Raw genomic sequence first — 26,423 nt, 5'->3', positions numbered from 1 at the left:
CCCCTTACCGAAGCCACGGATCGTCCATCGCTTTTATATACCGTCAAAATTGAGTGAGGCTTACTGAAGAGCCGTATGCGGAAAATCCGCACGTACGGTTCCGTGAGGGGCATTGAAATATATGTCTACTCGACAAGTTCAAAGAAAGAGCTGAAAAATAGTTTAAAGTTTAAGGGCTGAAGATTACAGAAAGTTTAAGATTAGGAAGTTGAGGGAGTTTTTTTATCTTTAAACTTTGAACTTTGAACTTTGAACTTTTCGGTTATCCATTCTTTCGCTCTGATTCTAAAAAAGGCATGGAATTTCTCTTCTTCTGATTTTCCATAACCTGCCAGATAACCTCCCTCGAGAGGTTTTAAAAGAACAAAGAAATTTAATTTTTCTGGAAAATCAGCTGTTATTTCATCCAAAGGAACCTGAGAGGCTGATGAGGCTTGTTTTAGTTTTTCCACGGCCGATACAAAATTTTCAGGGGAGTCAAATTTAAGTCCAATCCAATGATGGTTGTCTGAAAAGGTGCTGTATAAAATTTTCGAAGGAGATGCAATCCTATCAACTTGTTGAAAGATATTTTCTGTCATTTGTAGAGAACCGACTTCTTTAATGAGACGATTAAAATCCAAATGGGCTTTTTCCAATTCTCCTTCTTTGAGGTCAAAGGCAAGGATGGTTTTAATCAATCCTTCCATCGAAAGATTGTTAAAGGTAAAAAGGTTTCTGATGTGGGAGGCGTAATTTTGGGCAAGGGCTTGGATTTCAGGTTTGTTCCCTAGGGGTATAAATTTTGAGATCGGAAGCGTTTGAGGAAGTGTGACCTTTAAAAGAGCTGCGGTATTAACGAGGGGAGCGCTTTTTAAAGAAAGCATCAGTTGATTTGATTTTTTTAATTTTTCTGCAAGAGAAGAATCAGGTTTAACTTTTAAATCAATTTCAAGTTCGATTGAATCAGCTTTTAAAAAAGAAAATAACTGAAGTTCATCTACTTTCCCAAGAGAATCCTCCAGTGTTTCTAACATCCATTGGAGTGATTGAAGATTTTTAGAAATCAGAGCGGGTTCAAGTTTATGACGAAGGCCCTCCAGATCTTCTCGATAGACACCATAGGCTTGACTCGATCGCAAAAGGATATCGATGGGTTTGGGGCCAAGATCGCAAGAGTCTGATTTTTTAGAAGTGAGAATATTTTCTAAAGATTCACTTAAAAACTTTTGAACCAATTCTTGACTCCCTGAGACAATAACCTGGTTGTCTTTAAAGGCTAGAAAGTAAGAAAGCATCACCTTCGTCTGAAAATTCGTCACATCCACAGGGCCTTTTTCTAAGGCCTTTAGAAATCCCTCTCGATCAAAATGCGTCTGTTCTTCAATATACTCTTGAACGGGTTTATTTTTTGTTTCTTCTTTGAGCGTAAAACCCTTTCCCCCCAGAAGGCTTTTTCCAAACCCTAAAAGGAAAAGGTCTTTATCTTTGAGATAGGCGGTGTAAAAAAATGGGACGGGGGATTTTTTTGGGTTGAGTCTGGCATAGAGCATCGGACGGGATAAATCAAAACTCTCGATTTTTGTGTCTTTGAGGAAAAGGGTTGATAAAAATCCGGGTGCTTGCTGGGAGGCTTGACCAAAGGGAACAAGATATTCTTGGCTTTGTTGAATCAATTCAGAAAAAACGGGAAAATAAATGTAACCTAAGAAATCCTCTGGGAATTTCTCTTGAATCGTTCCGGTCGCGAGTAGTGGAAAAATGAAAATGATAATAAGAAATATTTTTTTCATAAGGGATAAATGATAGCATGAAAAGACAGCGTGAGTCTACAGTCCATCGTCCACGGTCGACGGTTTTAAAGGAAGCATTTATTTCTGTGGACCGTGGACTATGGACTCGTTTTCATCCACTTGGGTAAATAACTTTGAGCTATTTTGAAAGAGGAAAATGATGAAAAAATTATTATCGATTCTTTTAGGGGCATGTTTGATTGTAGGTTGTGCTAAAAAAAATGAAGATATTCCCATTGGCGTTTATGCCTCGCTCACCGGTAGTACGGCCACTTTTGGTCAATCCATGAATCGTGGAATTGAGATGGCTTTTTCAGAGGTGAATGATCAGGGTGGAATTTTAGGAAAGAAAATGAGGGCTGTTATTGAGGATGATCAAAGTAAGCCAGAGGAAGCAAAAACGGCTGTTGTAAAATTAATCAAGCGAGATGGCGTGGTGGCTGTTTTGGGCGAGGTTGCTAGCTCAAGGAGTTTAGCGGGAGCCCCTGAGTGTCAAAGGGCAGGAATTCCAATGGTGACTCCTGCTTCTACTAATCCAAAGGTCACTGAAATGGGGGACTATATTTTCAGAATTTGTTTCATCGACCCTTTTCAAGGGGAAGTCATGGCCAAGTTTACTTATGAGACTTTAGGTGTGAGAGAAGCTGCAATTTTTAAAGATATTAAAAATGATTACAGTGTGGGTCTTGCCTCTTTTTTTGAGGCAACCTTTAAAAAATTGGGAGGAAAGATTGTAGCCAATGAATCTTATTCAGAAGGGGATATTGAATTTCGCGCTCAGCTGACAGCGATCAAAAGTCAGCATCCTGAGGCTATTTTTGTCCCAGGCTATTACACGGAAGTAGGTTTGATTGCTCGACAAATTCGAGAATTGGGGTGGACGGGGCAGTTATTAGGGGGGGACGGATGGGATTCTCCGCGTGTGGTTGAAATTGGAGGAGAAGCCATTAATGAATCCTATTTCAGTAACCATTATGCTGCAGATGATCCGAGTGTCGTCATTCAAAAATTTATTGAAACTTTCAAGGCAAAATACGGAGAAGTTCCAGACGCGATGGCCGTTCTTGGGTATGATGCTGCCAAAATTTTAGTCGATGCTATTCAAAGAGCGGGGTCTCTTGAAGGGAGTACAATTCGGGATGCTTTAAGTCAGACAAAGAATTATCCAGGAATTTCTGGCTCCATTACACTCGATAAAGACCGAAATGCTCGTAAGGCAGCGGTTGTTTTAAAAATTGAGAATGGAAAAGTAAAATTTTTTAAACGGGTAGAACCTTAAAAAATCAAAATTAAAAATGCAAAAATCAAAATGACATATCAAAATTCAAAAATTATCTAATACTATTGCGGAAAAAATTTTTAGATTTTACATTGTCATTTTGCGTTTTGATTTTTGCATTTTGGATTTCATATGTCTGAATTTCTTCAACAACTTATTAATGGTATTAGCTGGGGAAGTATTTATGCCCTCATCGCCTTGGGTTACACCATGGTTTATGGGGTTTTGCGCCTGATTAATTTTGCCCATGGCGATATTTATATGTTGGGGGCCATGATCGGATACTATCTCTCGGGATGGGTTCATGGGGCAACGGAGCCTTCAAATGCTAAAGCTCTTCTAATCCTTTTGGTTTCAATGATCAGTTGTGGTGCTATTGGCGTTTTGATTGAAAAGACTTGTTATCGTCCCCTTCGTGGTAGCCTTCGTTTAAATGCGTTGATTACGGCCATTGGTGTTTCCCTACTATTAGAAAATGGAGGACAACTTGTTTTTGGGCCTGATCCTAAATTTTTTCCCCAAATTGTGAAAGTCAAAGAAATCATTCGTTTTGGGGATGTCGCCTTCAATAATATTCAACTCCTAATCTTAGGTGTTTCCATTGGTTTGATGCTCATGCTTCATTGTGTGGTGATGAAAACTCGCATGGGAAAAGCGATGAGGGCTGTTTCATTCAGTCACGAGACAGCCGGCCTCATGGGAATTAATGTCAATCGCATCATTAGTTTTACTTTTTTTATCGGGTCCACTCTAGCCGCAGCCGCAGGTATTCTCGTCGGGCTTTCCAATCCTAAAATAGAACCTTTGATGGGAATTATGCCAGGTCTCAAGGCTTTTGTAGCTGCTGTTCTGGGTGGAATTGGGAATGTTGTGGGAGCGATGCTCGGAGGTTTGATTATGGGAATTTCGGAAACATTGGTCTCAGGTTATATCTCAAGCACTTATCGGGATGCCTTCGCTTTTTTTATTCTTATTTTTATTTTGCTTTTTAAACCTCATGGACTTCTTGGAAAAACTGGTCCTGAGAAACTATAAAACAATTAAAAATTGAGAATTGAGAATTAAAAATGATATCGGAGTTAATGACGAGATGAGATGTTTGAGGATGTGGCTTTTAAATGGTTTGATCGTAATCACTCTTCTTATTCTGCAGCGTGTTCTCACACTTCATCTCAATGCCTACTACTTTCAAATCCTGATTTACATTGGAATCAATATTATTTTAGCGGTCAGTCTTAATTTAATTAATGGGCAGACCGGTCAATTCTCAATCGGGCATGCAGGGTTTATGGCTATAGGAGCCTATGTTTCTGCCTCACTCACCTATTATATGGGGCCTTGGTTCATTCATTTTCTTACAACATCAGTTGGACTACCCGATGGGATTGCGAAAGGCATTTTGTTTGCCCTTGCTCTGACTTTGGCGGGGATAACAGCTGCGAGTGCAGGGCTTCTGGTGGGATTACCCATCTTACGTCTTCGGGGTGATTATTTGGCCATTGCTACATTAGGGTTTGGAGAAATTATTCGCGTTCTTATTTTGAATACCGATGCTGTGGGGGGAGCCCGTGGCTTTACCGATATTCCTGAATATACCCATTTCTTTTGGTTAGGGCTTTTAACCTATATCACCCTTCTTGTGATTTGCAATCTCATTCATTCGACCAAAGGCAGGGCCTTCTCAGCGATAAGAGAAGACGAGATAGCTGCGGAATCGATTGGGATTAACACCACAAAATACAAGGTTGGGGCCTTTGTGATTGGATCTTTTTTTGCGGGTATTGCCGGCTGTCTTTTCGCCCATCAAGTGGGTTATCTTCATACCAATTCTTTTACCTTTATGAGGTCTATTGAAATTGTAGTCATGGTTGTTTTAGGAGGGATGTCAAGTATTACGGGAACGGTGATTGCGGCCATTGTTTTAACTATTTTACCGGAGCTCTTAAGATTCTTTAGCGAGTTTAGAATGGTACTTTATTCTCTTATTCTTATTTTACTGATGCTGGGAAGATCAGGAGTTTTTGGAAACTCAAGAATATCAAAAATCAAAATGACAATGTAAAACTTAAAATGTCTCCCTTGCAATAGCATCAGAAATTTTGAATTTTAATCTGTCATTTTGCATTTTGATTTTTGGATTTTGAATTAGAAATGAAGATGACGGTAAATTATAATCTGAATACAAACAAGAAGTATAGAAACATGTCCCTACTAGAACTTAAAAATTGCACATTGTTTTTCGGGGGTTTAAAGGCCGTTTCCCATTTTGACCTAGAACTCAAAAAAGGAGAATTGGTCAGCTTAATTGGTCCTAATGGGGCAGGAAAGACAACGATATTTAACCTTGTGACCGGAATTTATTCTCCTCAAATAGGCACGATCCTTTTAAATCAAGAATCGCTTAGCCATTTAAGACCCTCTAAAATTTGTCGTAAAGGCATTGCTCGAACTTTTCAGAATATTCGCCTTTTTGGATCGATGAGTGCTTTAGACAATGTACGTGTCGCCCACACCATTTATTTGAATCGTGGTTTGTGGAGGTCTATTTTTCGTACGGTTGCTTTTTACGAAGAAGAACGGCAGACACTAGAAAAGGCCAGTGAAATTTTAGATTTTGTCGGCCTTTCATCTGAAAAGAATGAGCTCGCCAAAAATCTTCCTTATGGAAAACAGCGCAGACTCGAGATAGCAAGAGCTTTAGCGACGCGTCCCCAACTTCTTCTTTTGGATGAACCTGCTGCGGGTATGAATCCAACGGAGAAGGATGATCTCATGAAGTTTATTCATCAATTACATCAAAAACAAAAGATGAGTATTCTTCTCATTGAGCATGATATGAAGATGGTGATGGAGATTTCTGAAAGAGTTGTGGTCATGGATCATGGCGAAATCATTGCCCAGGGAAATCCTAAAGAAGTTCAGAAAAATTCAAAGGTGATAGAAGCATATTTGGGAGGATAATTTAAAGCAGTAAGTAGTAGAAAGTAAGGAGTAAGTAGAAAGCGGAAAAGAAGTAAAAAGTAAGAAGAGAATATTCATGCTAAAAATTCAAAATCTTGAAGTCTCATATGGTGCCATCAAGGCCCTTCAGGGGGTCTCTCTGGAAGTCAAGGAAGGAGAGATTGTCACTTTGATTGGGGCAAATGGGGCGGGTAAAAGCACTCTTTTAAGAGCTATTTCTAGGTTGATGGATGTTGTTTCTGGTTCTATCCTTTATGCGAGGGAGGGGAAAGAACTTGATTTGAATCGCCTCAAGTCTCATCAAATTGTTCAGCTTGGGATTTCTCATGTTCCTGAAGGTAGACAGATTTTTCCGAATTTATCTGTAAAAGAAAATTTAGATTTAGGAGCTTACTTGAGAAAAGATGCTCAAGGGATTGAAGAAGACTCCGAAAAGATTTTTAAACTTTTTCCTAGGTTGAAGGAACGGCTACGTCAAAATGCTGGAACCTTGAGTGGGGGAGAACAACAGATGTTGGCGATTGCCAGAGCCCTTATGACTTGTCCTAAATTACTTTTAATGGACGAGCCTTCGTTGGGTTTAGCGCCTCTTTTAGTAAAATCAATTTTTGAAGCCATTCAAACCATTAATCAGGAAGGGATGACGATCCTTTTGGTTGAACAAAATGCCCATATGGCTTTGAAATTAGCCCATCGAGCTTATGTTTTAGAAACAGGAAAAATCGCTCTTCAAGGACAAGCCCATGATTTAAGAGTTAAAAATGTACCTTCTCAAAAGTTTTTCATTCACGAAATCTGATGAGAAATGCGGGCCAGCTCCTTGGGTATTCATTCAAGGAACAAGGGCATGGGTATCATTTTTGATATTTGCATTGTCATTTTGATCTTTGATTTTTAATTTTTGATTTCTATGGGTTTATTGGGTTCTGGCTTGTCCAGGTTAGGTAGTAAGGAGTAAGGGTTGATGGCATAATAAAAGTGAGCACCTTATGTGCTCATATCTTTTACACTATCGGGTCTGCAGGATCGGAGTCAAGGATTTTATGATGAAAAAAGGGTGGGTTTTATCAGCTTCTTTTCTTCTCCTCTTTTTCTCTTTAGGAATGAGTAAAAGACCGCGTGAGATTGAAAGGGATATTCGGGTCTTGATTCATCAAGGGATTGCGGATCTTTCTATTTCTGGGGAAAAGTTGGATGTGGAGGATGACGAGGGCAGGCATTTATTCCAATCCTTAGGGCTTGTTCATCTGACGCGAAAGGCTGAGGGGATAGATGTGAATGGTCAAGTGCTCAAACAAAAGGTGATCGTTTTGACGTCAGAAACGGAAATTCTCAAAGTTCAGGGCAAAGATTATCGTGGAAAAATTTTAGGGGTGCTTGATGAAAAAAGAGGATTTTTAGTGATTAATCAACTTCCTCTAGAAAGCTATTTAAGGGGAGTCGTAGGATCCGAAATGCCTCGAGGGGCTCCTTTAGAATCCCTGATGGCTCAAGCCATTGCCGCAAGGACTTTTGCTTATGCTCATCAGTTGAAGAATGCGAAACAGCCCTTTGATTTGGATCGCCCCTCTTCTTCACAAGCCTATCAAGGAATCAAAGGTGAAAGTGCACTTACAGACCAGGCTATTCAAGAAACGATGGGAACGGTTCTGGTTTATCGAGGGAAAATATTTACTTCTTTTTTTCATCATTGCTGCGGGGGATATACGGTAAAAGCTAAAGAAGTCTGGCCTGATATCAGTGAAAAAATTCCGCCAGCTCGAAGTTGTAAGCCCTGTCAAGAAAAGCCGGGCGTCGAATGGAAGTTTAAAATAACCTGCTCAGAATTTAGGCAAATATTATTATCGCATCATTTTCCCATTCCTGAAACCTTTTCAGCGATTCTTCATCGCGATTTAGAAACGAAGAGGATTGAGTCTATTGAAGTGGCAAATCAGTCGATTCCTGCCCGTGAGCTTAGAAAATATTTAGGGCATACCCGTCTTAAGAGCACGATATTCTGGCTAAAGATCAGTGAGGACCAGATGGAATTTTCGGGGAAAGGATGGGGGCATGGCGTAGGTCTTTGCCAGTATGGGGCCATTGCCTTGGCTGAAAAGGGATCTTCTTTTCAAGAAATTTTAGGCTATTACTATCCGAAAGCAAAGTGTGTTCGACTTAGATAACAGAGGATGATACGATCACCGATGCCCGATCACCAATCACCTGTTTTGAATCTCAATGACTATGATTATGATTTACCTTCATCCCTGATTGCTCAACGACCAAGTTCGATGCGGGAAATGTCACGTCTACTTCAATTTAATCCTGCAACAAACCAAATTCAGCATCGGTCTTTTAAAGATCTTGTCCATATTCTGGAACCAGGCGATACCGTTGTGATCAATGATTCCAGGGTGATTCCAGCAAGAATTTGGGGAAAAAAAGTTAAGACGGGGAGGCTGGTTGAATTTCTCTGGCTTGAAGAGACCTCGGATGGATGGAAGGGGCTTTTGAGAGGAAAGAATCCTGTCGCAAGTGAAATTATTTTTGGATCAGGGGAAGTGGTCGGACAGGTTTTTTCAAAAAATGAGGATGGAACGATAACACTTAAAATAAGTTCCTCTATAGAAACCTTATCTTTTCTTGAAAAATATGGGGAACCCCCGCTTCCGCCTTACATTCATCGAGATCCCGACTTAATTCTAAAAGAAGACAAAGAACGTTATCAGACTGTCTTTTCAAAGAGTTGGGGCTCTGTGGCGGCTCCTACGGCGGGACTTCATTTTAGTCCATCATTAATGGACGAGATGAGTCATCGAGGCATTCATTTTGTGAAGGTGACGCATCATGTAGGTCTGGGGACTTTTCAACCCTTGAAAGAGGAAACGCTTCAAAAAGGGAAACTTCACTGTGAAAAATATGAAATTTCCCAAGTGAGTGCGTTTCAAATCAATCAGGCTGTTTCCCAAAAAAGAAGGATTTTAGTGGTTGGAACAACCACGGCTCGGTGTTTGGAATCCTCAGTAGGATTAGACGGGAAAATTCGATCTGGAAATGGGGTAACGGATCTTTTTATTTACCCTCCTTATCAATTTAAAATTGTCAAAAATCTTTTGACCAATTTTCATCTTCCTAAATCTTCTCTTTTGATGTTAGTCTCAGCTCTGATCGGTCGACAAAAACGATTGTCTCTTTATCAGGAAGCGATTCAAAATCAATATCGGTTTTATAGCTATGGAGATGCAATGTTGATTCTTATTTAAATCAAAAATCAAAACGCAAAAATCAAAATGACAAATTAAAATTCAAATAACTAAAAACCAAAAGCTTTCTAAAATTTTGGATTTTGGTCTGTCATTTTGATTTTTAAATTTTGATATAAATTATGACTTTTCAACTTTTAAAAAAAGATAAAGAAACCCGTGCCAGGGCGGGTCTTTTAACGCTGACCCATGGTCAAGTTGAGACTCCCTGCTTCATGCCCGTGGGAACTCAAGCGACGGTTAAAACCCTTTCTCCTGATGAGCTTCGTAGCTCGGGTGTTCAGGGAATATTATGTAACACCTATCATTTAATGCTGCGTCCTGGAGCTGATATCATTGGGAAGGCAGGCGGTCTTCACAAATTTATGAATTGGGACGGGGTGATTTTAACGGATAGCGGAGGGTTTCAGGTCTTTAGTCTGGCCAAATTAAGAAAAGTGAGTTCAAAAGGAATTGAATTTCGTTCTCACCTGGATGGATCAAAATGGTTTTTAACTCCTGAAGAAGCGATTCGGATTCAAGGGATTCTGGCCTCGGATGTTGCGCTTTGTCTGGATGAGTGCCTTCCCTATCCTTCCTCCTATGAGTCTACTTGCAATTCAGTTCTTCTGACGTTAGAATGGGCAAAAATTTCCAAGAAGGCTCATCAGCCTTTCGAAGAAAGCCAAGCCCTTTTTGGGATTATTCAAGGGAGTGTTTTTAAGGATTTACGTGTCCGATGTATTGAGGGCCTTCGTGAGGTTGGTTTTGACGGCTATACCTTTGGCGGATTAAGTGTGGGGGAGCCGGATCTTTTGATGTATGAAGTTCTTGAAGAAACCGTCGACCCTATCCCGGAAAATAAACCTCGTTATGTCATGGGTTGCGGCACCCCTCTCAATCTTTTAGAATGTATTGAAAGAGGAATTGATTTATTTGATTGTGTTTTGCCCACACGAAATGCAAGAAATGGGACGGTCTTTACCCATCAGGGAAAAATTACTTTAACAAACAGCCGTCTTAAAGATGATTTTTCTTCTCTGGATGAGGCTTGTGGATGTACAACCTGTAAGAATTATAGCCGCGCTTATCTCCGGCATCTTTTTCAGGCAGGTGAAATATTAGGGATGAGGCTCGCCTCGATTCACAATGTTTTCTTTTTTGTAAATTTAGTCAAACAGGCAAGAGCAGCAATCTTAACGAATCGCTTTACAGCATTTAAAGCAGATTTTTTGGGAAAATAGGGGACGTTCATTGATTTATTGATTTACTAAATATACATCAAGTGAGATGCAGAATAAAAGAAGCTATCTTAATTATGTATGTAGAGCTTCAAGCGCAAGACGGTGGGCTAGATAAAAGAGCGGTACTTGGTTGCGATGAACCTATCACGAAGGCGCAAGGTCAAGAATGGATGGCTAATCTTGGGACACAACTTAGCAGAGGAGAGCTAAGAGTCAGAGATAAAGCGTTAATCGATGTCTCACGTTTTATATCATCAACGGATGGTATGACGGGTTTTTACATTCAATCTTTTATAATTCTGGCGTATTTCCGTATTTCCAAGTAAAAAATTTTAGGTGCTTAAATTTTAACAAAGTGGTATTTTTATCTTTCACTTTTGGTTTTTAACTTTTTTTATAGGGGACGTTCACTGATTTACTAAATATACGTCATAAATTTTATGACAGTTTGCTCTTTGAAAACCGAATAAATTTTTCGAGTTTAGAGCCCGTTATTGCGATCCCACTTTGGGAAGATTCCTCGAAACCGACTCCATCGGCTGTGCCAACTTCCTCATTTTCAGTGTGCAAGTGAGAAAGCCGAAAAAGACATTATAAAGTATAAGGGAGAAGCTTTACCCTTACTAATCGAGTCATCTTATTTAGAAGATTTATGGGTAAGAAGTTGGGCAACGTATTGCTTAATGAGAATTGCTGATCCTTGAGCATGAGAGGCTTTAAGCGCACGCCTAAGAAGTGATTTGAAATGGACAATGGTTACTGCGGCAGAGGGGTTGTATTGAATTGGGGATAAGGACAGGGATATCAGAATGAGGGCAGTGGAAAGATGAGTGCAGTTAGGAGTAAAAAAGGTTATTTCCAATGAAAAATTGGATCTTGAAAATGTCCCTCCTTATCTGCACGAAAAATTTCGAGAACTTTTTAAGCAGCTTTCACAGCAAGGTTATGGTTCTTTGAAAATTGAATAGAACCGAGTCCTTAGGGAAATGGGGGTGGATGGGAAGTTAGATTTCCTGAAGGAACCCCTCCTGATTGAGTTGAGGGGCCGTTTAACATATACAGGAAGAGATGGAAGACAAAACTCTATTGAGTCTTATGAATAGTTGGCTAAGAGAAAATATGCTTTTTAAGGAACAGCTTCATCAGGAGGTCTAGATAATATTAACAGATTTTATTTCTAAGAATTAAAAGGAGGAGTTAGCGCGTTATGCAGAAAACAGATCAAGTCTTATCGAAGGAAACAAAGTCAGCAACAACAAAATTTGTCTATTTCTTCGGAGGAGGAAAAGCCGAAGGTAATTCAAAAATGAAGGAAGTTTTAGGGGGCAAGGGCGCTAACCTCGCCGAAATGACTAACCTGACCATTCCGGTTCCTCCTGGATTTACGATTTCAACTCAAGCCTGTCAGGCCTATTATGAAAAATCACGTCAGTTTCCAGAAGGTTTGAGAAAAGAAGTCGAAAAGTCTCTTCATCAATTGGAAAACCTGATGGGGAAAAAATTAGGGGATCCTGTTGATCCTCTTCTCGTTTCGGTCCGTTCAGGTGCAGCGGTTTCAATGCCAGGAATGATGGATACAATTTTGAATTTAGGGCTTAATTTCCAGTCTGTGAATGGTCTTGCGACCAAGACGGGGAATGAACGATTTGCCTGGGATTCCTATCGCCGATTTATTCAAATGTTTGGGGATGTGGTGTTAGAGGTGGAGCGTCACCTTTTTGAAGAGGCGTTGACTCAAGCTCGTGAGAAAAAGGGAGTCCATTTTGACAATGAACTGGACGCGATTGATCTTAACGAATTGGTCATCCGATACAAAAGAATTGTACGTGAGGCTAAAGGGATTGATTTTCCTGAATCGCCCATCGAGCAATTGTGGCTGTCCATTGGAGCTGTTTTTGGATCTTGGAACAATGCCCGTGCGATTAAATACCGACAGCTCAATGAAATTCGCGGCCTTTTCGGAACAGCCGTTAATGTTCAATCCATGGTATTTGGAAACATGGGCCCCACTTCGGGCACTGGAGTTGCCTTTACCCGAAATCCTTCCACAGGTGAAAATAAACTTTATGGCGAATTTTTGATGAATGCTCAAGGCGAGGATGTGGTTGCTGGAATTCGCACCCCTGTTCCTCTGGCAGAACTGAAGAAAGTCATGCCTGCGGTCTATGATCAATTCACGCAGATTTCTAAGACCCTTGAGAATCATTACAGGGATATGCAGGACATCGAATTTACGATTCAAGAGGGCAAGCTTTATTTACTCCAAACTCGTTCAGGGAAGAGAACAGCTCATGCCGCCGTGAGAGTTGCCGTCGAAATGGAAAAGGAAAAATTGATTGATCGCAAAACGGCCATTTTACGGGTAAATCCGGCTCAGTTGGATCAGTTGCTTCATCCTACGATTAATCCAAAGGCCAAATATCAAGTTTTGACCAAGGGGCTTCCTGCTTCTCCAGGTGCTGCGGTTGGGCAAATTGTTTTTTATGCTCAAAAAGCGGAAGAATGGGACGAACAGGGGCATAAAGTCATTCTTGTTCGAGCGGAAACCTCCCCCGAAGATATTGGAGGCATGGCGGTTGCTCAAGGAATTTTAACCTCACGAGGAGGAATGACCTCTCATGCAGCCGTTGTTGCACGTGGCATGGGAAAATGCTGTGTGGCCGGATGTCAGGACACCGTTGTTGATGAGGTTAAGGGAACTTTAACGATAGGAAAGAGGGTGTTGAAAGAAGGGGATAAAATTACTCTGAACGGGTCTACCGGCGAGGTCATTTTGGGCACTGTGGATTTGGTCAGTCCCGAATTAAGTGGAGAATTTGGCGAGCTCATGAAATGGGCTGATGAGACTCGACGTTTAAAGGTGAGAACCAATGCCGATACCCCCAATGATTGTAAGGTTGCAAGAAAATTTGGAGCGGAAGGCATTGGGCTTTGCCGAACCGAACATATGTTTTTTGAAGGGGACCGAATTGATGCGGTTCGGGAAATGATTTTGGCGGAGGATCATGGAGGCCGTGAAAAGGCCTTAGAAAAAATTTTGCCCATGCAAAAGGGAGACTTTGTTGGAATTTTTGAGGCAATGGAAGGCCTTCCCGTAACCATTCGTCTTTTAGATCCACCGCTTCATGAATTCGTTCCTCATACGGAAGAAGAAATTCAACTTTTAGCTAAAAAAATTAATGTTTCTCCCGATCAATTAAGGGCAAAATCGGATTCTCTAAAAGAATTTAATCCGATGCTAGGTCACCGAGGTTGTCGTCTGGGGATCAGTTTTCCTGAAATTTATAAAATGCAAACCCGGGCCATTTTTGAGGCAGCTTGTGAGATTGCAAAGCGGGGAATTAAAGTGGTTCCAGAGGTCATGATTCCTTTGATTGGAGACGTGAGTGAACTCAAGGTTCTCAAAATTGACCTAGAAGAAGTTGCCAAAGAGGTTATGGGAAAGGCCAAAATAAAAGTGGAATATCTTTTTGGAACCATGATTGAAATTCCACGGGCTGCTTTGACCGCTGACAAAATTGCGGCGGAAGCACAATTTTTTTCCTTTGGAACAAATGATTTAACGCAGATGACATTTGGTTTTAGCCGAGATGATGCGGGTGTCTTTCTCAAGGATTATCTTGAGAAGGGGATTTTGCAGGATGATCCTTTTCAAATTTTAGATCAGGAAGGGGTTGGACGCCTCATTCAAATTGGTATTGAAAAAGGTCGTTCCGTTAATCCTAAACTCAAAGTGGGAATTTGCGGAGAGCATGGAGGAAATCCTCCCTCGATTGAATTTTGCCATATCCAGGGGATGGACTATGTCAGTTGTTCCCCATACCGGGTTCCGGTTGCACGGCTTGCGGCAGCTCATGCGCAGTTGAAAAATGCATAAAACGGTTATCGGTATTTAGAATGTAGGTTAGCCCGGATCGTAGCTGTTTCATTGTTTTTACCATGCATTTTTGTCCACAGTCGACAGTCGATGGTCGACAGTTTTAAGAGGATTATTTATTTCTGTAGACCGTGGACCGTAGACTGTAGACTAATGTTATCAATCGATAACCCAACAACAATCACCGGACAGCAGAAATGTCAGAGGCAGAAGATTCCGTACAAATCTATCTTAAGCAAATTGGTGAAACTCCTCTTCTGAATCGAGAGGAGGAAGAAGCCCTTGCCCGTCGATCTCAAGCTGGGGACGAAGAGGCACGGCGCATGCTCGTTCGTGCCAATTTACGCCTCGTTGTTTCCATTGCCAAAAGATATATGCACATTGGTTTGGCCCTTCTTGATTTAATTGAAGAAGGTAATCTTGGTTTAATGAAGGCCGTTGAGAAATTTGATGTTGCAAAGGGCTGCAAACTTAGTACCTACGCCTCTTGGTGGATTAAGCAAGGGATTATGCGGGCCTTGGCCAATCAATCAAAAATGATTCGCCTTCCCGTCTATTTGGTTGAAAAAGTGACAGCCGTTCGTAAAGCATCCGAAGCCCTTTTCAAAGAAATGGGACGCTATCCCACTTACCAAGAAATTGCGGCTCATCTTAACATTGAGCCTGAAAAAGTTCTTGATCTTCAAAATATTTCTAAAACTCCAGAATCACTTCATGAAGTCATTGGCGAAGATGGTGTGAGCGAACTGATTGATGTGATCGCCGATAATTCAGCTTCAAGTCCCGAGCGGGGAATTGCTGAACGCATGATTCACGAAAACATTATGGATTTAGTGAATCACTTGGGAGAGCGTGAGGCAAAAATTGTTCTTTGGCGTTATGGCCTTTTTGGCGATTCTCCTAAAACCTTGGAAGAGATTGGTCAAAGACTGGGAATTACGCGAGAGCGTGTTCGACAAATTTGCGAGGTCGCGGTCAAGAAAATGAGAGAGGTGTTGAACGAAAAGCATCTAAGTTATCAGGATTTTGAAGGATGAAAATCTAAAAATCAAACATCAAAAATCAAAATGACAGATGAAAATCCAAAATGTTTAAAATGCAATTGCGAGGAAAAATTTTGATTTTTGGATTGTCATTTTGCATTTTGATTTTTGGATTTTGATTTTCATTTTTTTGGGCCCGGATGGATATGGGGGTGGTTTACAACAATGAGAACACTGATCGACACTCAAGAACTTTCATATGAATTAAAAAAAGTCATTCATGATGTCCCTGATTTTCCAAAAAAAGGAATTATTTTTAAGGACATTACTCCTCTTTTGATGGACGGATTTCTTTTTCAAAAAACCATTCAGTTTTTCTTTAATCGTTGGCAAGATGAAGTGCTGGATGCTATTGTGACGATTGAATCCAGGGGTTTTTTTCTGGGTGCCCCTTTGGCTGCGCAATTAGGAGTGGGGCTCATCCCTGTCCGGAAAAAAGGAAAGCTTCCACGTAAAACCCGCAAGGTTTCCTATCAACTTGAATATGGAACGGACCATCTTGAAATTCATGAAGAGGACTTGAAAAGGCTTCGTCATGTGTTAGTGGTCGATGATGTTTTGGCCACGGGCGGCACTGTTTCTGCGGTTATTCAGCTTTTAGAGGAGGCAGGCTGTCTGATACGGGGAATTGATTTTTTAATGGAACTGACCTTCTTAAAGGGGCGTGAAAAATTAAAAAACCATCCGGTCTTTTCGCTTCTTCAGTATTAAGAAAATGGGTATAATTGCGACATGTCAATCATCTGTAAAGCAATGTCCTTGGGTCTTGGCTTGATATGAAAAAATCAAAAAGTTTCAGTGATGACCTCTACGAGGATGAGTGGTTGGAGTGGTATAAAATGACTCCTACCCAACGTTGGAAAGAAAGTCAAAAGTTGTGGGTTTTTTTTATAAAAATGGGAGGTTCTCTTGATCCCGAACCCGATTCACAGAGTCCTTTCGACGCTTTATTTGAAGGGCGTTCAGCACCTGCTTATGGGCGGTCAGGCCTGCGTGTTCTACGGCGCAGCAGAATTTAGTCGCGACACGGATATTGCGATTCTTGCCGAGCCTCATAATCTTGAACGTTTATCCAAGGCATTAAAGGAACTGAAGGCCAAGTGTATTGCCGTTCCTCCGTTCTCAAGTACGTATCTAAGACGCGGTCACGCCATTCATTTTCGATGCTTCCGGGCTGATGTCCTCAATATGAGAATTGATGTCATGTCGGTTATGCGAAGGGTTGCGGCTTTTAAAGATCTTTGGGAGAGGAGGACAACAATCCAACTCAATTCAAGTGAGAAATACGAACTCATGTCATTGCCCGATTTAGTTCAGGCAAAAAAAACTCAAAGAGATAAAGATTGGCCAATGATCAGGAGGCTTGTGGAGGCACATTATATTACATATCAGGGGAAGCCTACCTCAGAACAAATTTCATTTTGGCTAAGAGAGGCAAGAACGTCTCGTCTTTTGATAGAACTTGCCGGAAAGTATCCCTTTGAACGGACTCTCTTAATGAAAGAAAGGCCCCTTCTTTCCTTTGCAAAAGCCAAGGATGAGGTGATTTTACAGAACGCTCTTGAAGAAGAAGAAAAACGTGAAAGAGAGATAGACAAAATGTACTGGACTCCTCTCAAAAAGGAATTAGAAGAGCTTCGACGTCGAAGGCTAAAAAAGGCGAATGAATAATAATTTTGTTTTTCATTCCGCAATCCAGAATCCAAAATCTAAAATTGAAATCTGCCCCCGAGACGAATCGAACGTCCGACCTAAGCTTTAGGAAAGCTTCGCTCTATCCTACTGAGCTACGGGGGCGTTAAAAAATATATTTCGGATTTTGAATTTCGGATTGCGGAATTAATTAATGAAAAAAATTTAAATACAGACCTGAAAAAAATGCTAGGCTACTCTAACCCAAATTGGAGTTTGTGAAAAGATGAAAAATAAATTGAAAAAATCTATTGAGGTAAAGTTTGTTCAGAAACTTTTTCCTTTTCGTTATTTTATTCTTTTTGTTTTAGTTGTTTTTTTAGGGGGTGTTTTAGGTTTGACGGGTTGGTCTTCCCATCAGAATGTACGTGAGAAAAAATCGATGAATCTTTTTTCACTCGCCCATGATGAGAATGATTTTTTGAGCATCACTCAAAATTATCCTGGTACATCGGCCTCATCCCTTTCAGAGATTCACTTAGCACATGAGAAAATAACGAAATTAGATTTTAATACTGCGATTGAAATTTACGAAAAATTTTTGTTGAAAGATTCTGATCGCATTTTTGCCCCTTTCATCCAAATGAATCTTGGGGAATGCTTCATTTCAACAAAAAAATTTGATCAAGCCCGAAAAATCTTTGAAACTATTTTAAGGGACCCAAAACTTGAGTTTCTCCATACTCAGGCTCAATTGAATTTAGGACGGATTCTGGCTCTTCAAGGTCATTTTTCAGGTGCCCTAGCGTTATGTCAAAAATTGAAAGAAAATGATGAAAGCAATATTTGGAAGGATACCCTAGAAGCTTTTATTGCCTATCATAATAGAAATATTCAGAAATAACTCATATGGGTCAAAAATTGAACAATATATTATTTTTTCTTATTCATAATTATATTTGTCATCATGAACTTTCAGTCCACCCAAGTGGATGAAAATTGAGTTCCTCCCCTTTGGGGTACAAAGGAGGGGAATAGCCAGTAACAACGTCTCATTTTCATGACTGATAATTTTTCTTGTATCTTCGTTTTTAAAGGAATAGAATGTTTGTATCTTTAAGGGGGTTCGTATGTTATTGTTTTTTTCTTCTCTCGTACCAAACATCATAGGTAGCTTTAATAAGGCAAGAAAGGGGGGATGGTTTATTTGTTCGGCCTGAAGCTGCTCAAGTGATGATCAAGATAGATTCAACCAAGAAATCAAAGACTAATCAGGAGGTTTATAGGATGAAAAAGATACTTTACAGTATCACGCTCTTCATCGTTCTCTCCGGATTTTGTTTTGCTGAAGTTCAGAACGTAAAAGTTTCAGGTGAGTTGAGAAACCGTGGTCTTTATTCGACCAATGTTATTGACCTTTCAGATAATTCAAAACCGGATGACGATATTGGTTATTTTGCTCAACGGGCAAGAATTAATGTTGAAGCAGATTTAACCGATAATGTTCTCACTGTCATTGAGTTGGAGGCATCCGGTATTGTAGGCGATAAAGGCGTTGCTCAGAATGCTAATTCAGTCGCCGCAGCTCAACTCGCTGGGTTAGATTCAAGTGCTCGAAGCGTCCGAAATGCCGATGGAACGACAGACATCCAAGGAAGTGTTCATATGGATGAGAATACGACTGCTCAAGGTCGTCGTCAAAAAGACGGTTACGATGTCAAGGTAAGCCAGGCTTATGTTCAAGCCAGTGAGCTTTTTTATACGCCATTGACTGGAAAGATAGGTCGGCAATACATGAACTTCGGAAAAGGTTTTCTCATCAGTGATAATGAACATGAGATTAACTTCGATGCGATTCGCTCAACATTGGATTTTTATCCCATCATTGTGGATGCAGTCTATGCACGTTTGGCAGAGAGAAGTTCTCAGGCCATTCAGGCTGTCGATGCAGACGACATGAGCATGTATGTCGTGAATGCTCATTATGCAGCTGATCGCTGGAATGCTGAAGCATATGTCATTGGACTTGTTGATGTGGATACGCATTATCAACCTGTTACCGTTGGATTAAGAGGTGATGTGATGCCGATGGAGGCTCTTCAACTTTGGGTAGAGGGCGATTATCAGGGCAATCAGTATACCCCGAATCGAGACCTTGAAGCTTGGGCAGCCAATGTTGGGGCAACCTATACGTTTGACTTTAAATGGCATCCCGCTCTTTCGGTCATCTATACGGTTGCTTCGGGTGAGGAAAATCCGACTGCAACAACAGGTGATTATGAAGGCTTTCAGGAGCTATTTGAGTATAACTATTACGGATATGCTTTCAGTCCAAGACTGGAGAATATTCAGTTCATCAATGCAAAGGTCAGTGTCCTTCCAATGGACAATGTGACTTTGGGATTCGATTACTATCATTATTGGCAGTTAGAGCAAGCCATCCAATCCATGGGAGATCCCTTCCAGGATAATGGAGGTGTTGCAGCCCTAACAACTGGTAACGATGAAAGTCTTGGTGATGAATTTGATCTCATGGCTGCATATGATTATACGGAAGATGTCAGTACCCAGCTCTATTTAGCATGGTTTCTTCCTGGGTCTGCATATACTCCGGATGATACAGCCTTTGAGATTAGAGGTGAGATTTTAGTAAGCTTCTAGTCAAAGAGAATCAGGAGTTTTTTAAACCCCTTGGGAGTTTACTCCCAAGGGGTTTTTGTCTAATGGTAGGACAAAATTTTGATTTTCTAAGCATTTTAGTTAGAATACTCTCATGCGTTCAATACTTCCGAAAAGGGTTCCTTGGAATAAAGGATACACGAAGCATACTCATCCGAGCGTTTTGAAAGTAGCTCAAACACTTCGGCGTAAGCCTAAGAGTAATTTTTATCAGTGGCAACTTAAGAATAAGGTGCAATATCATTTGTTGGAAAAAAACGAGGATCTTGCGGAGTTTTATGGCCTTCTCTTGGGTGATGGCTGTATTGAACGGCTTTCACGCTGTGAGAAAGTATCAATCAGTTGCAACAAGCGTGAAGAAGTCAGGATTAGTAGAATTAAGAGGATGATGACAAAGATTTTTCGAAAAGAGGCAAAACTGAGATATAGAAAGACAAGCCGTTGCGTAGATGTGTATTTTTATCAGAAACACTTAAGCAAGAGACTACGGTTTCCCGTTGGAGAAAAATTGAAGCATCGTTTGTCTATTCCATTGTGGATTTGCGCGAATCCCGTGTATACTGTGCGCTGTTTAAAAGGATTGTTTGAAAGTGATGGCGATCGAGTTGTTGATCTTGAGAACTATACAGATGTTATCAAGTTTACAAATTTTTCACCATCCTTGCTGGAACAGATTTATAGAATACTAAAAAATTTTGGATTCCATCCTCAACTTCGTCATCATGATGTTCGACTGGCTCGGAAACTTGAAGTGAAAGAGTTTGTTCATTTGATTCGCTTCTCTAAATTATAAAGTGAATGGGGGATCATCCAACGGTAGGATACATGACTCTGGATCATGTCATGAAGGTTCGAGTCCTTCTCCCCCAGCCATCAATACAGTTCAAAGTTTAAGGTTCAAAGTTCAAGGATTTAGGAGCAGAGCTTTTTGGTTTTTTAACTTTAAACTTTGAACTTTAAACTTCGAACTGTTTTGTTTGCCTTTTGTTTTTAACTTTAAACTTTAAACATTTAACTTTGAACTGTTTTTAGAGGCCCCATCGTCTAGTGGCCTAGGACATCACCCTCTCAAGGTGGAGACACGGGTTCGACTCCCGTTGGGGCTATTAAATACAGTTCAAAGTTTAAGGTTTAAAGATAAAAGAGGTAAAGGTTCAGGAGTAAATTCGGGAGGGTGAAGTTTTTAGTTTTTAAACTTTAAACCTTGAACTTTAAACTGCTTCTCTTTCTTCTGTGTGTTATGATAATCATGGTGTTCTTGTTTCTTTTATTTTCTTGAATCTTTAAGCTTTCAACTTTGAACTTTAAACTTTGAACTTGTATTTCGGGGGAATCATCCATGTTTGAAAAGTTTACCGACCGGGCAAGGCAAGTGATTATTTTGGCTCGTAAGGAAGCCGACCGTTTTAATCATAATTATATTGGGACGGAACATATTCTTTTAGGTCTCATTAAATTAGGGGAAGGGGTTGCCGTTAATGTCTTAAGAAAGATGGGCCTTGATTTTGAGACGGTACGTATGGAGGTGGAACGTGCTGTGGGAACAGGACCTGAGACCAAAATGATTGGGGATATTCCTCTCACTGCTCGGGCAAAAAGAGTGATTGAGCTCGCTTTGGATGAAGCCAAAAAATTGAGTCATACGTATATTGGAACTGAACATCTTCTTTTGGGCCTTCTTCGTGAGGGAGAAGGGGTTGCAGCAAAAATTTTGCAGAGTTTAAATGTTGATATTGAGGCTGCACGGGCCGAGGTTCTCAAAGAATTAGGGACTGAATTTTCAGGAAAAGGAGAAATGCCAGAAAATGTCGAAGAAAATGTGAAGAGTCCAGCTCTTTCGGCTTTTGGAAGAGACCTTACTGAACTTGCGAAGCAAGATAAGCTTGATCCTGTGATTGGACGTGCAGATGAAATTGAGAGAATGATTCAGATTCTTTGCCGCCGGCGTAAAAATAATCCGGTTCTCTTAGGAGAAGCGGGTGTGGGTAAGACCGCTATTGTTGAGGGATTGGCTCAGAAGATTATTTCGGGCGATATCCCTGAAAGTTTAATTGAGAAGCGCATTGTAACCTTAGATTTAGCTTTGATGGTGGCCGGGACCAAATATCGCGGACAATTTGAAGAGCGAATTAAGGCTGTTATGAAGGAGATTAAAACTTCTCAAAGCATTATCCTTTTTATTGATGAGCTTCACACCATTGTAGGAGCCGGAGCTGCTGAAGGTGCGATTGACGCATCTAATATTTTAAAGCCAGCATTAGCCCGAGGTGAGTTGCAGTGTATTGGAGCCACAACCCTTGACGAATATAGGAAATATATTGAGAAGGATGCTGCTTTGGAGAGACGATTTCAAACCGTGATGGTGGATGCTCCTTCGCCTGACGAGACACTAGAAATTTTGAAAGGGCTACGGCACAAGTATGAGTCCTATCACAAGGCTGTGATTACAGATGCAGCTTTGGATGCAGCAGTAAAACTTTCGGATCGGTATGTGACAGGACGGTTTTTGCCGGATAAGGCCATTGATTTAATTGATGAAGCTTCTGCTCGAGTGAGAATTCATTCAGTGACGGAGCCTAATGCGATTAAGGGTATCAAAGATGAAATGCGTAAAGTAAAGACGAAAAAAGAGGCTTCGGTCCGAGAGCAGGATTTTGAAAAGGCTGCTCGCTTCAGAGATGAAGAACGAATGATGCGTTTTAAATTAGAAGAAGCCTTGGTTGATTGGAAGCAAAAGAAGAGTGAGAATAAAGTCATTGTGACGGAGGAGGATATTGCCCAAGTTGTATCCAAATGGACAGGGGTTCCTCTTTCTCGTCTTGAAGAGGCTGAAGCCGAGAAACTTTTAAAAATGGAAGATGAAGTTCATAAGCGCGTCATCGGCCAAGAGGAGGCAGTTCGTTCTGTTTGCAAGGCTGTGCGGAGATCGCGTGCGGATTTAAAAGATCCGAATCGACCCGTGGGTTCTTTTGTTTTTTTAGGCCCTACGGGGGTAGGAAAGACCTTGCTTGCAAAGGCATTGGCTGAATTTATGTTTGATGACGTGGATGCCATGATTCAAATTGACATGTCAGAATACATGGAAAAGTTTGCGGTTTCTCGTCTGACAGGATCTCCTCCGGGGTATGTTGGGTATGAAGAAGGGGGACAGCTGACGGAACAGGTCAGGAGACGTCCTTATTCAGTGGTTCTTTTTGATGAAATGGAAAAAGCACATCCAGATGTGATTAACGTTCTTCTCCAAATTTTGGAGGAAGGAAACCTCACGGACAGTCTTGGAAGAAGGGTTGATTTCAGAAACACCATTTTAATCATGACTTCCAATATTGGAGCGGACTTAATCAGAAAAAGGTCTACGGTGGGTTTTCATGAGGAAACAAAGGAAGCTCAGTACGATGAGATGCGTGATAAATTGGTCGGGGAATTGAAAAAAAGCTTAAAACCAGAATTCCTGAATCGAATCGATGAGGTGATTGTTTTTCATTCTCTAACCCGTGACGATCTTGCAAAAATTGTTGACTTAGAAATTCAGAAAGTTCGGGATCGCTTGGTTGCTAAAGGCCATGACATAGAGGTTACACCCAAGGCAAGGGAATACTTAATTGATAAAGGATTTGACCCTGTCTATGGCGCTCGTCCTTTGCGTCGTGCCATCCAACGTTATATCGAAGACCCTGTTTCGGAAGAGCTTTTAAAGGGAAAGATGAGTGAAGGTCAGAAGTTGAAAGTGGATTTAGAAAACGATCGGTTAGTCTACCAATGGATTTAGACAATTCTTTTTGAGACTCTAGAAAAAATTGGATTTCTCCATGCTGGAAAAATGTCTCGGCTATGCGGGAATTCTTTTGGTGGTTCAAATCGTTGCATCCTTCCCAATGGGGTCTGGGTTGTGGGGAGGGCTCAATCAGCTCTTTTTCACTTTTGGCTTGGGAAAAATGTCGGGTACCCAAGTTAAAGTGGGATCTTTCCAAGGGTGTCTCTTCGAACCATTCCATGTCCATCCTGTTGATCTACAATGGATGAAAATGAAGGTATTTTAGGTATTCGAAGGAGGTTTAAGATTTTGAAATCCAATTTTATGTTTAAAAATTTTATTCCGGATCTGGGCCGGTCAGCCATTGATGGAATCTATCAGCTGGGGGGTATCTTCATCCTTTTTGTTCAGACTTTAAAGAGAATTTTTCTTAAAAGCCCCAATTGGACGTTGGTGATTAAGCAGTGCTATCAATGCGGAGTTTTATCTCTTCCGGTGGTTTTATTGACAGGGGCTTTTACAGGGATGGTGCTGGCCGTTCAATCTTTTTATCAATTTCACCAAATTACGATGGATACGGCGATTGGAATTTTGGTAGGGCTTTCTATGACGCGGGAATTAGGCCCTGTATTGACCGCAGTCATGGTTGCTGGGCGTGTGGGAGCTGCGATGGCGGCAGAGCTTGGAACCATGCGTGTGACTGAGCAAATTGATGCTTTGAGATCAATGGCGACGGATCCCGTCAGTTATTTAATCGTACCGCGTTTCTTGGCCTGTGTCATTGTGGTTCCGCTCTTGACCACTTTTGCAATTTCTGTGGGTATCCTTGGGGGATACATTGTGGGAGTAAAAATGCTTCATATTAATCACACTTTTTTTATTCAGAACATGCTTGATTTTACAAAGGTCTCTGACTTGATGAATGGTTTGGTAAAGTCGAGTGTTTTTGGGGTTCTCATTGCCATTATCAGTTGCTATAAGGGGTTCACCACAGAGAATGGGGCTGAAGGGGTTGGAATTGCAACGACAGAGGCTGTTGTTTTCTCATGTATTTCAATTTTAGTTTCAGATTTTTTCTTGTCCATTATCCTTTTTTAAGATTAACAAACTATAGAAAAATCTATGGAAAAAGACATTCTGATTCACATAGAAAATCTTGCAAAAAATTTTAGAAATATTCCTGTTTTAAGAGGCCTAAACCTGGATATTTATCGGGGAGAATCCCTGGTCATTATTGGGCAAAGTGGTGAGGGGAAAAGTGTGCTTTTAAAGCACATTATTGGCCTTTTGAAGCCGGACAGTGGAAAGATTTTAATTGAGGGCTGTGATATTGTTTTAATGCCGGAACAGAAATTAAATGATGTGCGAAAACGTTTTGGTCTTCTTTTTCAGGGGGCAGCCCTTTTTGATTCCATGACTGTTGGGGAGAATGTTGCTTTTGGTCTGACCGAACATACGCGAATTGGTCGCTCAGAGGTGGGAGAACGCGTTAAGGAACTTCTTTCTGTCGTCGGATTGGAAGGGATTGAAGATTTGAAGCCGGCCGAGCTTTCAGGCGGGATGAGAAAGAGGGTTGGATTGGCCCGTGCCATTGCCATGGATCCAGAAATTATTCTTTATGATGAACCCACAACAGGGATTGATCCCATCATGGGTGATATTATCAATGAGCTGATTATAAAAATGAATGAACGTCTTCACTCGACATCGATTGCCGTGACCCATGACATGGCGAGTGCGTTTAAGATTGCTGATCGGATTGCAATGTTATATGATGGAAAAATTATCGAAGTGAGTCCTGTTGAAGAGTTTAAGATATCTAAAAATCCTATTGTACAGCAATTTATTACAGGAAGTGCCAAGGGGCCCATTACAACTGAGGTTGCGGAAGTGCATAATTTAGAAATTAAGTTTTAGATCATTGATTTATTAACCGGTGACGGGCGAACCGGTAACGGGTGACTTTTTTGATCATTGGAGGGCCATCATGTCGCGAGTACGAGTGGAGGTGAAGGTCGGTTTATTTGTATTTGTAGGGTTGATGGTTCTGGGAACCATGATTCTTCTTTTTGGATTTCGCAGCGCCCGTCTTCTTCACAATACCTATCGACTCACGGCTGTTTTCCATTTTACCAATGGAGTGGTAGTCGGGGCCCCCGTTCGTTTATCAGGCGTAGAAGTGGGTAAAGTTCAATCCATTGAATTTGCGCAAGATCAATCCAACGATGTCTATATCCACATGGACATTCGAAAGGGGATTATCATTCGAAAAGATGGGAGACTCATTATTAATTCTCTCGGAATCATGGGTGAGAAGTATTTGGAGTTTTTATCCAAATCGGCAACGGCAGAACCTTATGTTGCATGGGATAAGGTTCGAGGGGAAGAACCTCTTGCCTTGAATGATGTGGTCTCAGAGGCTTTGAAATTGGTCGGCGAATTTCGAACCGCTGTTCAGGATATTTTTGATGATCGGACCAAGGAAAATGTTCGAGAAACCGTTCAAAATTTGAGAGACTTAACAGATCATGAAACCAAAGAAGCCTTGACCCAATCTTTAAAAAACATCGCTCGATTAACAGGGCCCCAAACCCGTAAGAAGTTGAGAGTTGCCCTGGGTGAATTTGGGGAAACGGCGTCTTCCATGAAAACGGTCATTAATGAGAATCGAGAAAATATTCAGGCCATTTTGGAAAAATGGAAAAGAATTTCTGAATCTCTGGATGGAGTGATGTCCGATCTAAAAATGGCTAAAGGAACCTTGGGCCTTTTGGTGTCGAGCCCAACTGTTCATAATTCACTTCATGAAACCCTTGAAAATATAAATGCCTGGATTACTTCTGTGCGAAGACATGGTCTCCTTTATAAGGAAAAAGATTTAGATTCTAAAAGTGGGTCGGCGGGTGCTGCTCAATCTGAAGAGAATAAGGGGTATTTCTATAAAAGAAAATGAGTGAG

General features: G+C 40.9%; 22 protein-coding genes and 3 tRNA genes. 23 read left to right on the top strand and 2 right to left on the bottom strand.

Going from position 1 to position 26,423, the window contains the following annotated elements:
• Nucleotides 1–200: 200 nt before the first annotated feature.
• A complete protein-coding gene (locus HYS07_10120) occupies nucleotides 201–1,772 on the bottom strand; it encodes a hypothetical protein (GenBank protein MBI1871534.1) in 1,572 nt (523 codons plus the stop codon).
• 160 nt (nucleotides 1,773–1,932) lie between these two features.
• Here HYS07_10120 and HYS07_10115 point away from each other — a divergent pair, with 160 nt between their 5' ends.
• The 13 genes from HYS07_10115 to HYS07_10055 all read left to right on the top strand — a co-directional run bounded on the left by HYS07_10115 (nucleotide 1,933) and on the right by HYS07_10055 (nucleotide 17,071).
• Nucleotides 1,933–3,051, top strand: a complete 1,119-nt coding sequence (locus HYS07_10115; protein ID MBI1871533.1) for an ABC transporter substrate-binding protein — start codon at nucleotides 1,933–1,935, stop codon at nucleotides 3,049–3,051.
• 132 nt (nucleotides 3,052–3,183) lie between these two features.
• Entirely contained in the window at nucleotides 3,184–4,086 is a 903-nt protein-coding gene (locus HYS07_10110; protein MBI1871532.1) for a branched-chain amino acid ABC transporter permease, read from the top strand.
• Between the two features lie 70 nt (nucleotides 4,087–4,156).
• Nucleotides 4,157–5,113, top strand: coding sequence for a branched-chain amino acid ABC transporter permease (locus HYS07_10105; protein ID MBI1871531.1), 957 nt, complete (start codon nucleotides 4,157–4,159; stop codon nucleotides 5,111–5,113).
• 140 nt (nucleotides 5,114–5,253) lie between these two features.
• Nucleotides 5,254–6,012 (top strand): ABC transporter ATP-binding protein, encoded by a 759-nt coding sequence (locus HYS07_10100; protein MBI1871530.1) that lies wholly within the window; start codon nucleotides 5,254–5,256, stop codon nucleotides 6,010–6,012.
• A 76-nt stretch (nucleotides 6,013–6,088) separates the two neighbouring features.
• Nucleotides 6,089–6,811 carry an ABC transporter ATP-binding protein gene (locus HYS07_10095; protein MBI1871529.1) on the top strand — a complete coding sequence of 241 codons (723 nt, stop codon included), beginning with the start codon at nucleotides 6,089–6,091 and terminating at the stop codon, nucleotides 6,809–6,811.
• 244 nt (nucleotides 6,812–7,055) lie between these two features.
• Entirely contained in the window at nucleotides 7,056–8,177 is a 1,122-nt protein-coding gene (locus tag HYS07_10090; protein MBI1871528.1) for a SpoIID/LytB domain-containing protein, read from the top strand.
• 21 nt (nucleotides 8,178–8,198) lie between these two features.
• On the top strand, nucleotides 8,199–9,257 hold the full coding sequence (gene queA / locus HYS07_10085; protein MBI1871527.1) for a tRNA preQ1(34) S-adenosylmethionine ribosyltransferase-isomerase QueA: 1,059 nt from the start codon (nucleotides 8,199–8,201) through the stop codon (nucleotides 9,255–9,257).
• Between the two features lie 122 nt (nucleotides 9,258–9,379).
• Nucleotides 9,380–10,480, top strand: coding sequence for a tRNA guanosine(34) transglycosylase Tgt (gene tgt, locus HYS07_10080; protein ID MBI1871526.1), 1,101 nt, complete (start codon nucleotides 9,380–9,382; stop codon nucleotides 10,478–10,480).
• 830 nt (nucleotides 10,481–11,310) lie between these two features.
• Nucleotides 11,311–11,448: a hypothetical protein gene (locus HYS07_10075; protein ID MBI1871525.1), complete on the top strand. Its 138-nt coding sequence runs from the start codon at nucleotides 11,311–11,313 to the stop codon at nucleotides 11,446–11,448.
• A 239-nt stretch (nucleotides 11,449–11,687) separates the two neighbouring features.
• Nucleotides 11,688–14,357: a pyruvate, phosphate dikinase gene (locus tag HYS07_10070; GenBank protein MBI1871524.1), complete on the top strand. Its 2,670-nt coding sequence runs from the start codon at nucleotides 11,688–11,690 to the stop codon at nucleotides 14,355–14,357.
• A gap of 197 nt (nucleotides 14,358–14,554) precedes the next feature.
• Entirely contained in the window at nucleotides 14,555–15,394 is an 840-nt protein-coding gene (locus HYS07_10065) for a sigma-70 family RNA polymerase sigma factor (protein ID MBI1871523.1), read from the top strand.
• 171 nt (nucleotides 15,395–15,565) lie between these two features.
• Nucleotides 15,566–16,111 carry an adenine phosphoribosyltransferase gene (locus tag HYS07_10060; protein MBI1871522.1) on the top strand — a complete coding sequence of 182 codons (546 nt, stop codon included), beginning with the start codon at nucleotides 15,566–15,568 and terminating at the stop codon, nucleotides 16,109–16,111.
• 198 nt (nucleotides 16,112–16,309) lie between these two features.
• Complete coding sequence (locus HYS07_10055; GenBank protein ID MBI1871521.1) at nucleotides 16,310–17,071, top strand: hypothetical protein; 762 nt, start codon at nucleotides 16,310–16,312, stop codon at nucleotides 17,069–17,071.
• Between the two features lie 52 nt (nucleotides 17,072–17,123).
• Here the strand turns inward: HYS07_10055 and HYS07_10050 are convergent.
• Nucleotides 17,124–17,197 (bottom strand) — tRNA-Arg (locus tag HYS07_10050).
• 121 nt (nucleotides 17,198–17,318) lie between these two features.
• Here HYS07_10050 and HYS07_10045 point away from each other — a divergent pair.
• The 10 genes from HYS07_10045 (at nucleotide 17,319) to HYS07_10000 (ending at nucleotide 26,418) form a co-directional block, all read left to right on the top strand.
• The gene (locus tag HYS07_10045; GenBank protein MBI1871520.1) at nucleotides 17,319–17,936 is read left to right on the top strand and encodes a tetratricopeptide repeat protein; all 618 of its coding nucleotides are present in this window, start codon (nucleotides 17,319–17,321) and stop codon (nucleotides 17,934–17,936) included.
• 383 nt (nucleotides 17,937–18,319) lie between these two features.
• Nucleotides 18,320–19,693 carry an alginate export family protein gene (locus tag HYS07_10040; protein ID MBI1871519.1) on the top strand — a complete coding sequence of 458 codons (1,374 nt, stop codon included), beginning with the start codon at nucleotides 18,320–18,322 and terminating at the stop codon, nucleotides 19,691–19,693.
• A 112-nt stretch (nucleotides 19,694–19,805) separates the two neighbouring features.
• Nucleotides 19,806–20,504 (top strand): LAGLIDADG family homing endonuclease, encoded by a 699-nt coding sequence (locus HYS07_10035; GenBank protein ID MBI1871518.1) that lies wholly within the window; start codon nucleotides 19,806–19,808, stop codon nucleotides 20,502–20,504.
• A 6-nt stretch (nucleotides 20,505–20,510) separates the two neighbouring features.
• A tRNA-Gln gene (locus HYS07_10030) sits at nucleotides 20,511–20,584 on the top strand.
• Between the two features lie 160 nt (nucleotides 20,585–20,744).
• Nucleotides 20,745–20,817, top strand: a tRNA-Glu gene (locus tag HYS07_10025).
• Between the two features lie 233 nt (nucleotides 20,818–21,050).
• The gene (locus HYS07_10020) at nucleotides 21,051–23,480 is read left to right on the top strand and encodes an ATP-dependent Clp protease ATP-binding subunit (GenBank protein MBI1871517.1); all 2,430 of its coding nucleotides are present in this window, start codon (nucleotides 21,051–21,053) and stop codon (nucleotides 23,478–23,480) included.
• Between the two features lie 40 nt (nucleotides 23,481–23,520).
• A complete protein-coding gene (locus tag HYS07_10015) occupies nucleotides 23,521–23,751 on the top strand; it encodes a hypothetical protein (protein ID MBI1871516.1) in 231 nt (76 codons plus the stop codon).
• Nucleotides 23,752–23,789: 38 nt separating this feature from the next.
• Complete coding sequence (locus tag HYS07_10010; GenBank protein ID MBI1871515.1) at nucleotides 23,790–24,563, top strand: ABC transporter permease; 774 nt, start codon at nucleotides 23,790–23,792, stop codon at nucleotides 24,561–24,563.
• Nucleotides 24,564–24,587: 24 nt separating this feature from the next.
• Nucleotides 24,588–25,382, top strand: a complete 795-nt coding sequence (locus HYS07_10005; protein ID MBI1871514.1) for an ABC transporter ATP-binding protein — start codon at nucleotides 24,588–24,590, stop codon at nucleotides 25,380–25,382.
• A 70-nt stretch (nucleotides 25,383–25,452) separates the two neighbouring features.
• A complete protein-coding gene (locus tag HYS07_10000) occupies nucleotides 25,453–26,418 on the top strand; it encodes an MCE family protein (protein MBI1871513.1) in 966 nt (321 codons plus the stop codon).
• Nucleotides 26,419–26,423 lie beyond the last annotated feature (5 nt).

Source organism: Chlamydiota bacterium, assembly GCA_016178055.1.
Lineage (GTDB): Bacteria > Auribacterota > JACPWU01 > JACPWU01 > JACPWU01 > JACOUC01.
This window is presented reverse-complemented; position numbering and strand designations above follow the sequence as displayed.